The organism is Streptomyces sp. NPDC058257 (genome assembly GCF_042881845.1).
GTDB lineage: Bacteria > Actinomycetota > Actinomycetes > Streptomycetales > Streptomycetaceae > Streptomyces.
The window spans coordinates 38,196-50,594 of record NZ_JBHVXJ010000020.1 but is presented as its reverse complement, the minus strand read 5'-3'; the positions used below and the strand labels follow the sequence as shown (position 1 = coordinate 50,594).

The following is a 12,399-nucleotide window of genomic DNA, read 5'->3' as shown; positions in this document are numbered from 1 at the left end:
GGTTCTCCATGCCCAGCACCGCCCTGCGTATCTGCCCCCTCTGCGAAGCCACCTGCGGGCTCACGCTCACCGTCGAAGGCAGCCGGGTCACCGGTGCGCGCGGCGACCGGGACGACGTGTTCAGTCACGGCTTCATCTGCCCCAAAGGCGCCTCCTTCGGAGAGGCCGACTCCGACCCCGACCGCCTGAAGGGGCCGCTCGTACGCAAGGACGGCGTACTTCGGGAGGCGAGCTGGGACGAGGCCTTCGACGCCGTCGCCGCTGGTCTGCGCCCCTTGATCGAGCGGTACGGGCCGCAAGCGGTCGGCGTGGTGCTCGGCAACCCGAACGTGCACACCATGGCGGGCGGCCTCTACCCGCCCGTGCTCCTCAACTCCCTCGGCACCCGCAACGTCTTCACCGCGAGCACCGTCGACCAGATGCCCAAGCACGTCTCCAGCGGGCTCCTCTTCGGCGACGCGTTCGCCATCCCCGTGCCCGACCTCGACCGCACCGACCATCTGCTCCTGCTCGGCGCCAACCCCCTGGACTCCAACGGGAGCCTGTGCACCGCCCCCGACTTCCCGGGCAAGCTGAAGGCGCTGCGTGCGCGGGGCGGCACGCTCACCGTCGTCGACCCGCGCCGCACCCGTACCGCGAAGCTCGCCGACCGCCACCTCGCGATCCGGCCCGGCGCGGACGCCCTGCTGCTCGCGGCCATGGTGCAGGTCCTCTTCGAGGAGAAGCTGACCGACCTCGGCGCGCTCGACGAGCAGGTGGAGGGGGTCGATGACGTGCGGGAGGCCGTACGTCACCTCACCCCCGACGCCGTGACGGCGGCCTGCGACGTGCCCGCCGACACCATCCGCGCCCTCGCCCGCGAACTGGCGGCCGCGCCCACCGCCGCCGTCTACGCCCGTGTGGGCGCGAGCACCGTCGCCTACGGCACGCTCACCAACTGGCTGGTCGACGTACTGAACGTGCTCACCGGCAACCTCGACCGGCCGGGCGGCGCCCTCTTCCCGCTCTCGGCGACCGACCGCGAGCCCCGCCCGGCAGGACCCGGCAAGGGCTTCGCGCTCGGCCGCTGGCACAGCCGCGTGAGCGGACACCCGGAGGCCAAGGGAGAACTGCCGATCGCCGCGCTCGCCGAGGAGATCGACACCCCCGGCGACGAAGCGATCCGCGCCGTGGTGGCCGTCGCGGCCAACCCGGTCCTCTCGGCGCCGGACGGCGACCGCCTCGACAAGGCCCTGGCCTCACTCGACTTCATGGTGAGCGTCGACCCCTATCTGAACGAGACCTCCCGCCACGCCCACGTGGTCCTGCCGCCGCCCCCGCCGTCCCAGAGCGCCCACTTCGACTTCGTCTTCAACGCGCTCGCCGTACGCAACCAGGTCCGCCACACCCCCGCCGCACTGCCCCTTCTCGACGGCATGATGGCCGAGACGGAGATCCTCGCCCGGCTCGTCCTCGCCGCGAGCGGGATGCACGGCGCCGACCCGGCGGCCGTCGACACGACGGTCGTCGAGCGGACCCTCGGCAAGGCCGTCACCGAGCCGCACTCGGCCGTGTACGGCCGTGACCCCAAGGAACTCGCCGCTCAGCTCACCGGCGAGAGCGGCCCCGAGCGCCGGCTCGACCTGATGCTGCGCCTTGGCCCCTACGGCGACGGATTCGGCGCGCGCGAGGACGGCCTCACCCTCGACCGGCTCCTGGCCCACCCGCACGGCATCGACCTCGGGCCGCTGGAACCCCGCCTCCCGCAGGTCCTCAGAACCCGCAGCGGACGCGTGGAACTCCTCCCGGGGCCGATCGCCGACGACCTTCCGCGCCTCACGAGCGCGCTGCGTGCCACCCCGGACGAGCTCGTCCTCGTAGGACGCCGCCATCTGCGCTCCAACAACAGCTGGATGCACAACGTCCGCACCCTCACCGGCGGTTCCAACCGCTGCACCCTGCACGTCCACCCCGAGGACGCGGCCCGCGTCGGCCTGGAGAACGGCGGCCACGCGCGCGTGGCCGCCGCCGGCGGCTCGCTCACCGTCCCCGTGGAGGTGACCGACACCGTGCGCCCCGGAGTGGTCAGCCTGCCGCACGGCTGGGGCCACGACCGCCCCGGCACACGCCTCGCCGTCGCGGCGGAGAACCCCGGGGCCAATGTGAACCAGCTCCTGGACGGCACGCTCCTCGACCCGCTCTCCGGGACGTCCGTGCTCAACGGCTTCCCGGTGACCCTTACGGCCCTCGCTCCGGCAGCGGCTGCGACAGCAAGTCGTTGACCTGGAGTTTTGCGCTTATTGCTCGCACGTCAACATCTTGTTAACGCTGGAGAGCGGGTCCTAACGTCAACCGGACCGCCAGACCTGGCGGGAGTTCGATGGTGAACGTTAGGTAGCCCCCATGCTGACAATCCTCGGATTCGTCATGATCGCCACCTTCCTGGTGCTGATCATGATGAAGAAGATGTCGCCGATCGCGGCACTGGTCCTGATCCCCGCACTCTTCTGTGTATTCGTAGGAAAGGGAGCTCATCTCGGGGACTACGTCCTCGAAGGCGTCGGCAATCTGGCGCCCACGGCGGCCATGCTCATGTTCGCCATCGTGTACTTCGGCGTCATGATCGACGTCGGCCTCTTCGACCCGATCGTCCGGGGCATCCTGCGCTTCTGCAAGGCGGACCCGGTGCGCATCGTGGTCGGCACCGCGCTGCTCGCCGCGATCGTCTCGCTCGACGGCGACGGGTCGACGACCTTCATGATCACGGTCTCGGCGATGTATCCGCTCTACAAACGCCTCAAGATGAGCCTCGTCGTCATGACGGGTGTCGCGGCCACCGCCAACGGCGTCATGAACACCCTGCCCTGGGGCGGCCCGACGGCCCGCGCCGCGACCGCGCTCAAGGTCGACGCGGCCGATATCTTCGTCCCCATGATCCCGGCGCTCGCCATGGGCCTCGTGGCGGTCTTCCTGCTCTCCTACGTACTCGGACTGCGGGAGCGCAAGCGGCTCGGAACGCTCTCCCTGGACGAGGTCCTGGAGAAGGAGACGGCAAGCGAGACGGTTCTGGTGGGCGCGGGTGGCTCCGCCGGCACCGGCGGTCGTACGTCGCTCATCAAGAAGGCCACCGGGGGAGCGGGAGCGGGTTCCGGCACGGGCGCTTTTGACGCCTCCGGCGACGCCGGTGCCTCGGGCGACGCCGATGACGACGACGGCTTCCAGGGGCTCGACCCCAACCGTTCCACGCTGCGCCCCAAGCTCTACTGGTTCAACGCCGGTCTCACCGTGGTCCTGCTCACCGCCATGATCATGGAGTGGCTGCCGATCCCGGTCCTCTTCCTGCTCGGCGCCGCGCTCGCCCTGACGGTCAACTTCCCGCACATGCCCGACCAGAAGGCCCGCATCGGCGCCCACGCGGAGAACGTCCTCAACGTCACCGGCATGGTCTTCGCGGCCGCCGTCTTCACCGGCGTCCTCCAGGGCACCGGCATGGTCGACAGCATGGCCAAGTGGCTCGTCGACGCGATCCCGGAGGGCATGGGCCCGCAGATGGGCCTGGTGACCGGCCTCCTGTCGCTTCCGCTCACCTACTTCATGTCGAACGACGGCTTCTACTTCGGCGTCCTGCCGGTCCTCGCCGAGGCGGGCCAGGCGCACGGCGTCGGCACCCTGGAGATCGCCCGCGCCTCGATCGCCGGTCAGGCCCTGCACATGTCGAGCCCGCTGGTGCCCGCCGTGTACGTCCTCGTCGGCATGGCCAAGGTCGAGTTCGGCGACCACACCAAGTTCACCGTGAAATGGGCCGTGCTCACCTCGCTCGTGGTGCTCGGCTCCGGAATCCTCTTCGGCATCATCTGATGCCATCGACACCGGGCCGCGCCTGGTTGCTGCGCCTCGTCATCGCCTTCAGCTTCGCGCAGGGGGCGGTGTCGATGGCGCGTCCGGCCGTCTCCTACCGGGCCCTCTCGCTGGGCGCCGACGAGCGGGCGATCGGCGTCATCGCGGGCGTGTACGCCCTGCTTCCGCTCTTCGCCGCCGTACCCCTCGGGCGCAGGACGGACCACGGGCGGTGCGCGCCGCTCCTCCCGCTCGGTGTCGTCCTGATCTTCGGCGGGTGCGCCCTCAGCGGTACGGCGGGGTCGCTCGGGTCGCTCGCCGCCTGGAGCGGAGTGATGGGCCTCGGCCACCTCTGCTTCGTGATCGGCGCACAGTCGATCGTCGCGCGGCAGTCCGCCCCCGACGAACAGGACCGCAACTTCGGGCACTTCACGATCGGCGCCTCGCTCGGGCAACTGGTCGGGCCGATCGCCGCGGGGTCTCTCATCGGCGGTGACATGGGGCGTACGAGTGCCTTCGCCCTGCTCGTCTCGGCGGGGGTCGCCGCTGTCTCCTTCACCTCGCTGTGGCGTATCGAGCACGTCCGTCCTGCCCGTGCCTCGCCGAAGCGGGGGGACAAGGTCCCGGTGCTCGGCATCCTGCGTACCCGGGGTGTCCCCGCGGGGATCTTCATCAGCCTCGCGGTGCTCTCCGCGACGGACATCCTCACGGCCTATCTGCCGGTGGTCGGTGAGCACCGGGGCATCGCGCCCGCGACGGTCGGGGTGCTCCTCTCGCTCCGGGCCGCCGCGACGATCGCCTGCCGGCTCGTGATGACGCCGTTGATCAATCTGCTCGGTCGTACGGTGCTGATCGTCGTCACGTGTCTGCTGGCCGCGGTGTTGTGCGCGGGCGTCGCGTTGCCGGTTCCCGTCTGGGGGCTGGGGGTGATGCTTGTTCTGCTGGGGTTCTGTCTTGGGGTCGGGCAGCCGTTGTCGATGACGACGGTCGTGCAGGCCGCGCCGGACGGGGCGCGGTCCACGGCTCTCGCGTTGCGGTTGACCGGGAATCGCCTTGGGCAGGTTGCCGCGCCTGCGGGGGCGGGGTTGATCGCCGGGGTGGCGGGGGTTGCCGCTCCCTTCGTGATGCTCGGGGGACTGTTGCTGGTGGCGGCGGGGCTGGGGCTGAGGCGCAGCCCCGCGGGGCCTTCCCCGATCCCGCCCCTTCCCGAAACTGAGGGCTCTGCCCCCAGACCCCCGCTCCTCAAACGCCGGAGGGGCTAAAAGATCACCCCGCCACTCACTTGGGACGTGTCCCCTGTTCCTGGGGGAACCCCCGTCGAACTGCCCACGGACGGCGAGACGACCCTGCGCGTCACGGGCTGGCCCGACGGCTCGCGGGGCACGCCGACCGGGAGCCGCCCCGACGGATTGACCCGACCCGAAAGCACACCCGCGACCGCGCCCCCGCCCTCCTCGCCGGGGAAGAACGCCTGCGCCACCCCGGCGAGACGGTCCGCCCAGCGCCCGAGCGCGTAAGGGCGGCCGGACAGGAGGACCAGCATCGTGGGCGTGCCCGAGGCGAGAACCGCGTCCATGAAGTCGCCCTGGCCGTCCGGGAGTTCCAGGTCGGACGCATCGCACCCCTCGCCCGACGTGCCTCGCCCGAAGAGCCCCGGGCGGTCCCCGACCATGGCCACGCACACCTCCGCGTCCGACGGATCCTCGACGAACGTGGCCCCCGGGAACTCCGCTCGCAGCGCCTGGAGCAGCGCCTGGAGCAGCGCCTGGAGCAGCGTCGGCACGGCGGCGCCCATCGGCAACCGCGGGTGTTCCACGCCCACATGGCGCGCAAAGGTGTAGCAGCCGAGCATCGCCGCCGGGTCGTCGGCGAGCGCACCCACCACGGCTATCCGTGCGTCGTGCGAAGCACCGCACCGCCGGAGGTTCGATGTCCGCGCCCGCCGACAGGGCGAGCGCCGCCGCGACCGCCCTGGAGTCCGTGACCCCGTGTGCCGATTCCAGGAAGGACACCCCGAAGTGGTCGGAGACGACCGTCCCCGTGAACCCCCAGTCCTCGCGCAGGAGGTGGGTGAGCAGCGGCTGGTGGGCGTGGGCCGGGAGGCCGTCCAGGTCGTTGTACGCATCGCCGAGGCGCTGGGCCGGTCAGGCCGCCGCTGAGCGAGCTGACGAGCTGATGTTCCCCGGAGGCGCCGGCTGCCTCCGGGGAACGGGGTGTTGCTCGGGTGTTACCCGGTCACTACTGGTACTCGGTTACTCCTGTTGTCACTGGACGATCTTGAGCAGCTTGTTCGGCGAACCGGAGCCCGGGGTCGTGACCTTGCCCGACGTGGCCCCGTTCACCAGGGCCGTGGAGACCTGCGCCGGCGTGGCCGAGGTGTGGCCCGCCAGGTAGACCGCCGCGGCACCCGCGACATGCGGAGTGGCCATCGACGTGCCGGAGATGGTGTTCGTGGCGGTGTCGCTGGTGTTCCAGCCCGCCGTGATCGAGACGCCCGGCGCGAAGATGTCGAGGATCGAGCCGTAGTTGGACCAGCTGGCCTTGGCGTCCGTGTTGCTGGTGGCGCCGACCGTGATGGCCGCCGGGACCCGCGCCGGGGACGACGATGAGGCGTTGACGCCCTCGTTGCCCGCGGCTACCGCGTAGCTGACGCCGTCGGCGATGGAGTTCTTCACCGCGTTGTCCAGCGTGGTGGAGGCGCCGCCGCCGAGCGACATGTTGGCCACGGCGGGGGCGCCCGCCGCATGGTTGCTCGTCACCCAGTCGATGCCCGCGATGACGCCGGCGGTCGTGCCGGAGCCGTTGTTGTCGAGCACGCGGACGGCCACGATCTTGGCCTTCTTGGCGACGCCGTAGGTCTTGCCCGCGATGGTGGTGGCCACGTGCGTGCCGTGGCCGTTGCCGTCCTGGGCGGTGTTGTCGCCGTCCACGGCGTCGTAGCCGTTCACCGCGTGTCCGCTGATCTCGGAGTGCGTGATGCGCACGCCGGTGTCGATCACGTACGCGGTGACGCCCGAACCCGCGGTGTCCGGGTAGGTGTAGGTGCCGGACAGCGGCAGACTCGTCTGGTCGATGCGGTCCAGACCCCAGGGGGCGTTGCTCTGGGTCGCGTCGGCCTGGACCCGCTGGTTCTGCTCGACCGAGGCGACGGCGGGGTCGGCGGCCAGCTGTCTCGCCTCCGCCGCGCTCAGCTCGACGGTGTAGCCCTTGAGCGCGGACTTGAAGGTCTTCTTCACCGACCCGCCGTACTCGGATATCAGACCCTTGCCCTGGGTCGAGGCGGCGCTGAAGCCCGAGTTCTTCTTCAGGGTGACGATGTAGCTGCCCTTGACGGCGTCGGCCGAACCGGCGCCGATCACGGTGCCCTCGGCGGGGGCGGCCTGGGCCGGAAGGGCGGTGACCGCACCGAACAGAGTGGCGGCGGTCGCGGTCGAGATCGCCGCGGCGATCACAGTCTTCTTGCTGCGCAGCATTGCCATTACGAGGGAGTCCTCCTCATAGGCGGCGTGCGCCCTGGGTCGGGCGCCGCAACTGTGGGGGCGTGTGCGTGATCGCACACACAGCCAGGAGTGGAGTGTTCCGCTCCCGGCGCGAACAGCAGACTGTCGGCTCTACGGGCGTAGATCAAGGGAGTTGGCGTCATGACATGTGTCTGTCACATGCACGAAATCGAACTTCGGGGAAACCCTTGGGGGGTAGGTGCCGGACCGGGGGGAATGTCCCTCGCCCGGACACCCCTGGTGGAGAAAAACTATCAGCGCTAGTTTGGGGTGCGGGCGGGGTGCGGACGACAGGGCGGGACGACCGCCTGCGGCCACCGGAACCTCCTGCGGCCACCGGAACCGCCTGCGGCCCACCTGAGACGAGACGACGACTTGAGGAGTGCGATGAAGGCCCACGACGGCATGTACATCGGCGGCGCCTGGCGGCCCGCCGTCGGCACGGACACGATCACGGTCCTGAACCCGGCCGACGAGCAGCCGATCGGCCAGGTCCCCGCCGGTACGGCGCAGGACATCGACGCGGCGGTCGGGGCCGCCCGCGAGGCCTTCCCGGCCTGGGCCGCGACCCCGCCCGCCGAGCGGGCCGCGCTCATCGGGGCGCTCCGTGACCAGCTGGTCGCCCGTAAGGACGAGATCGCCGAGACGGTGACCGCGGAGCTCGGCTCCCCGCTCCCGTTCTCGCAGATGGTGCACGCGGGCGTGCCGATCCTGGTCTCCGGTTCCTATGCCGAGCTTGCGGCGACGTACGCCTTCGAGGAGAAGATCGGAAACTCCACGGTCTACCTGGAGCCGGTCGGTGTGGTCGGTGCGATCACGCCCTGGAACTACCCCCTCCACCAGATCGTGAACAAGGTGGCCCCCGCGCTCGCCGCGGGCTGCACGGTGGTCCTGAAGCCCGCGGAGGACACCCCGCTCACCGCCCAGCTCTTCGCCGAGGCCGCACACGAGGCGGGCATCCCCGCCGGTGTCTTCAACCTGGTCACCGGGCTCGGTCCGGTCGCGGGGCAGGCGCTCGCCGAGCACGAGGGCGTCGACCTTGTCTCCTTCACCGGCTCGACCGCGGTCGGCAAGCAGATCGGCGCGACCGCGGGCGCGGCCGTCAAGCGCGTCGCCCTGGAGCTCGGCGGCAAGTCCGCCAACGTGATCCTGCCGAGCGCCGACCTGACCAAGGCGGTCAAGGCCGGTGTCGCCAACGTCATGTCCAACTCGGGCCAGACGTGCAGCGCGTGGACCCGCATGCTGGTGGATTCCGCGCGGTACGACGAGGCGGTCTCGCTCGCGGCGGAAGCCGCGGCCAAGTACGGCACCCGCATCGGCCCTGTCGTCAACGCCAAGCAGCACGCACGCGTGCGCGGTTACATCGACAAGGGCGTCGAAGAGGGCGCCCGCGTGGTCGCGGGCGGCTCGGAAGTGCCGCGCGACCAGGGCTACTACGTCCAGCCGACCGTCTTCGCCGACGTCACCCCCGACATGACGATCGCCCAGGAGGAGATCTTCGGCCCGGTCGTCTCGATCATCAGGTACGAGGACGAGGACGAGGCCCTGCGGATCGCGAACGGCACCGTGTACGGGCTCGCGGGAGCGGTCTGGGCGGCCGACGATGCGGAGGCGATCGCGTTCGCCCGCCGCATGGACACGGGACAGGTCGACATCAACGGCGGCAGCTTCAACCCTTCCGCGCCGTTCGGCGGTTACAAGCAGTCGGGCGTCGGCCGGGAACTGGGCCCGCACGGGCTCGCGGAGTACCTCCAGACGAAGTCCCTCCAGTTCTGAACCCTCCTGCCTCCCCCCCTCCTGCCTCCCCCTTCTGACGCCAGCCTGATGCCAGCCCTCTAAGGAGTACGTCACCGTGGTCCGCGCCGCTGTTCTGCCCGCCGTCGGCTCTCCCCTGGAGATCACCGAGATCGACCTGCCCGAGCCGGGCCCGGGCCAGGTGCGGGTGCGCCTCGCCGCCGCCGGGGTCTGCCATTCCGACCTGTCCCTGACCAACGGCACGATGCGGGTGCCCGTGCCCGCCGTGCTCGGGCACGAGGGCGCGGGAACGGTGGTGTCCGTGGGTGAGGGGGTCACGCACGTCGCGCCGGGCGACGAGGTGGTTCTCAACTGGGCTCCGTCCTGCGGAAGCTGTCATGCCTGCTCGCTCGGCGAGGTGTGGCTGTGCGTGAACGCCCTTGCCGGTGCGGCCGATGTGTACGCCCACCGCGCCTCGGACGGCGCCGACCTCCATCCCGGCCTGAACGTCGCCGCGTTCGCGGAGGAGACGGTGGTGGCGGGCAACTGCGTGCTGCCGTCCCCGGCCGGCGTTCCGCTGACGGACGCGGCGCTCCTGGGCTGCGCCGTGCTCACCGGGTACGGCGCCGTGCACCACTCCGCGAAGGTCCGCGAGGGCGAGACGGTTGCCGTCTTCGGCGTCGGGGGAGTGGGCCTCGCGACGCTGCAGGCGGCCCGGATCGCCGGTGCCTCGCAGATCATCGCGGTCGATGTGTCCCCGGAGAAGGAGGAGTTGGCGCGGTCGGCCGGTGCGACGGAGTACGTGGTCGCCTCGGAGAAGACCGCGAAGGACATCCGCAAGCTGACGGGCGGACAGGGCGTGGACGTCGCGGTGGAGTGCGTGGGGCGTGCGGTGACGATCCGCGGGGCCTGGGAGTCCACGCGGCGCGGTGGGCGTACGACGGTGGTCGGCATCGGCGGCAAGGACCAGCAGGTCGCCTTCAACGCCCTGGAGATCTTCCACTGGGGCCGGACGCTCTCGGGGTGCGTGTACGGGAACTCCGACCCTGCGGTGGACCTGCCGGTCCTGGCGGACCACATCCGCGCCGGGCGCTTCGACCTGAGCGGTCTGGTGACCGATCGCATCGCCCTGGACGGCATCCCGGCGGCCTTCGAGAACATGGTCGCGGGTAAGGGAGGCCGGGCGCTGGTGGTGTTCTAGGGGCCACTGCGAGATGCCATCGACGCCGGAGTGGCCGGGTGCTCCAGCCACTCCGGCGTTCGAGGACGGACTCGGCGAAGCCGGTGCCGGCGGCGGTCAGGGCATCGGCTTCGCCGTGATCGCCCCGATCTCCGTCAAGATGCCTGCGGGGCGGGCGAGCTCTCGCTGACCGCGGCCGGGAGGGCAGTGGCAGTGGCAGTGGCCGCAGGCGGTACGTCCGGCTCCGGCGCCGTCACGTCCGACGGCGCCGGAGCCGTCGTACGCAGCCGGGAGAAGGACTTGGCCGCCGCCAGGAACGCGAGCGTCGTCAGGACGAACGGCCAGGTGAAGGTGTGCCCGCCGGACGGAGCCAGGAGCGCCGATATCGCCGAGCTGACGGCGGTCGCCGTGGCGGCGCCCATGATCGCGTACGCGATCGTCGCACCCCGCGCGGGAAGGAAGACGCCGCAGAGCGCGAGCGCGACGAGCACCGAGTTGTATCCCATCGTGCCGTCCGCGATCTGCGCGGCCGGTGCCCCCAGCGCCCATGCCGAACAGATCCCGACCGCACTGCCGAGGCACGCGACGGCCCCCGCGCGGCGGCTCGCGACGAAGAGGCCCACGAGCAGTACCGCACCGACGTACCACTGCGGCATGAAGAAGATCTGGGCGAAGTCGGCGAAGAACGCCTTTGCCAGGTCGGCGGGTTGGAGCGAGGTCGGGCCCGTCGCCGCGCGGGTCAGCGCGGCCAGGGCGTCCCCGTGGTGCCAGACGCGCTCGAAGCCGGGCGCCGCGATGGTCATCGCGCTCGCGAGCAGGCAGTAGGGGAGGGTGAGCGAGGGCAGGTCCCAGGCGGCGAGGACGTTGACCGCCGCCGCCGTCACGACCGTGACCACCACACAGCCCGCGAGGGCGAGTGCGGCCGTGGACAGGTGCCCGGCGCCGAGGAACACGGCGAAACACAGGGCGGTCAGGCAGGCGTTGAAGCCTTCGAGCCCCGTCGAGACGCGGTCGTGCGCCGCCCCGAGCAGCCGCGCGGTGGCCGTACCGACGGCCGTTCCCGCCAGGCCGTAGATGCCGTACTCCCAGCCCGCCGCGAAGAGCGCCACGCAGAAGAGGGCACCCGCCGCCGTGCTCGGCAGGAAGGTGACCTGCGCTTGGCCGCGCAGGACGTGGGTGGCGAAGGACAAGGCCCCAAGTGGCTGGCTCTTGACATCCGTTGAGTGCCGCACGGCTCGCTCCCGTGTTACGTCCATGTTTCGTCCGGCAAGACGAATGCACCCTACATGCATTTATGGGGCGCGGCGATACCGGCGGTGATGTCGAGGTGCGTCTCCAGCGCCCGGGCCCCCTTCGGCGTCACCTTGACCGCCCGCTGCGAACCGATCCGCGGGGCCCGTCATGGCCCAAAGATGCGCCGGGAACCGTTCGGTGCCCGCCGAACGGTCATCCGGCGGGCGCCGCCACCTGCGGGTACTGGAGCGCGAGGCCGTCGAGCAGCGCCCGAAGGCCCGTCTCGAAGGCCCGCTCGTCGATCTCCTGCTGGCGGTCGGCCAGGAGGTGGGCCTGGCCGAGGTGCGGGTAGTCGGCCGGGTCGTACGCGGTCCGGTCGTCCACGAATCCACCGGCGAAGGAGCCGAGCGCCGAGCCCATGATGAAGTACCGCATCAGCGCGCCGATCGAGGTGGCCTGCGCCGCAGGCCAGCCCGCGTCGACCATCGCCCCGAACACCGCGTCCGCGAGCCGCAGCCCTGCCGGGCGGCGGCCGGGCCCCGAGGCGAGCACCGGAACGATGTTGGGGTGCAGGGTGAGCGCCGCGCGGTAGGAGACGGCCCAGTCGTGCAGTGACGTGCGCCAGTCGCGCTCGTCGGCGGCCTCGAACATCGACAGATCGACCTGCGCGCTCACCGAGTCCGCGACCGCCTCCAGGATCTCGTCCTTCGTGCGGAAGTGGTTGTAGAGCGAAGGCCCGCTGACCCCGAGTTCGGCGGCGAGGCGGCGCGTCGAGACGGCGGCGAGGCCCTCGGCGTCCACGAGCGCGCGCGCCGTCTCGACGATGCGATCTCTGCTGAGGAGGGGCTTGCGCGGTCGGGCCATGCGGCACATAGTAGGGCTGCCGCAAGAAACTAGCAGTGCTAATTTAAATCTGACCCGAACGTGGTCCCAAGA

The 12,399-nt window shown here is 71.0% G+C and carries 8 protein-coding genes and 1 pseudogene; 5 read left to right on the top strand and 4 right to left on the bottom strand.

Annotated features, from left to right (window positions below):
• The first annotated feature begins 8 nt into the window (after positions 1-8).
• The 3 genes from ACFVXC_RS33855 (at position 9) to ACFVXC_RS33845 (ending at position 5,078) form a co-directional block, all read left to right on the top strand.
• On the top strand, positions 9-2,261 hold the full coding sequence (locus ACFVXC_RS33855; RefSeq protein ID WP_389913344.1) for a molybdopterin-dependent oxidoreductase: 2,253 nt from the start codon (positions 9-11) through the stop codon (positions 2,259-2,261).
• Positions 2,262-2,382: 121 nt separating this feature from the next.
• Positions 2,383-3,837 carry a CitMHS family transporter gene (locus tag ACFVXC_RS33850; protein ID WP_389913341.1) on the top strand — a complete coding sequence of 485 codons (1,455 nt, stop codon included), beginning with the start codon at positions 2,383-2,385 and terminating at the stop codon, positions 3,835-3,837.
• Entirely contained in the window at positions 3,837-5,078 is a 1,242-nt protein-coding gene (locus tag ACFVXC_RS33845; RefSeq protein ID WP_389913338.1) for an MFS transporter, read from the top strand. Before ACFVXC_RS33850 ends, ACFVXC_RS33845 begins: the two co-directional genes overlap by 1 nt.
• A gap of 62 nt (positions 5,079-5,140) precedes the next feature.
• Here the strand turns inward: ACFVXC_RS33845 and ACFVXC_RS33840 are convergent.
• A pseudogene (locus ACFVXC_RS33840) lies at positions 5,141-5,939 on the bottom strand (glycoside hydrolase family 3 C-terminal domain-containing protein); the annotation flags it as partial.
• Positions 5,940-6,080: 141 nt separating this feature from the next.
• Positions 6,081-7,295, bottom strand: coding sequence for a S8 family peptidase (locus tag ACFVXC_RS33835; RefSeq protein WP_389913335.1), 1,215 nt, complete (start codon positions 7,293-7,295; stop codon positions 6,081-6,083).
• A 408-nt stretch (positions 7,296-7,703) separates the two neighbouring features.
• Here ACFVXC_RS33835 and ACFVXC_RS33830 point away from each other — a divergent pair, with 408 nt between their 5' ends.
• Both ACFVXC_RS33830 and ACFVXC_RS33825 read left to right on the top strand, forming a co-directional pair.
• A complete protein-coding gene (locus tag ACFVXC_RS33830; RefSeq protein WP_389913332.1) occupies positions 7,704-9,092 on the top strand; it encodes an aldehyde dehydrogenase family protein in 1,389 nt (462 codons plus the stop codon).
• A gap of 76 nt (positions 9,093-9,168) precedes the next feature.
• Complete coding sequence (locus ACFVXC_RS33825) at positions 9,169-10,251, top strand: Zn-dependent alcohol dehydrogenase (RefSeq protein ID WP_389913330.1); 1,083 nt, start codon at positions 9,169-9,171, stop codon at positions 10,249-10,251.
• 134 nt (positions 10,252-10,385) lie between these two features.
• On the opposite strand, the gene ACFVXC_RS33820 is transcribed toward ACFVXC_RS33825, so the two are convergent.
• Together ACFVXC_RS33820 and ACFVXC_RS33815 are read right to left on the bottom strand one after the other, a co-directional pair.
• Entirely contained in the window at positions 10,386-11,420 is a 1,035-nt protein-coding gene (locus ACFVXC_RS33820) for an urea transporter (RefSeq protein ID WP_389913327.1), read from the bottom strand.
• Between the two features lie 256 nt (positions 11,421-11,676).
• Positions 11,677-12,336, bottom strand: a complete 660-nt coding sequence (locus tag ACFVXC_RS33815; protein ID WP_389913324.1) for a TetR/AcrR family transcriptional regulator — start codon at positions 12,334-12,336, stop codon at positions 11,677-11,679.
• Positions 12,337-12,399: the final 63 nt, after the last annotated feature.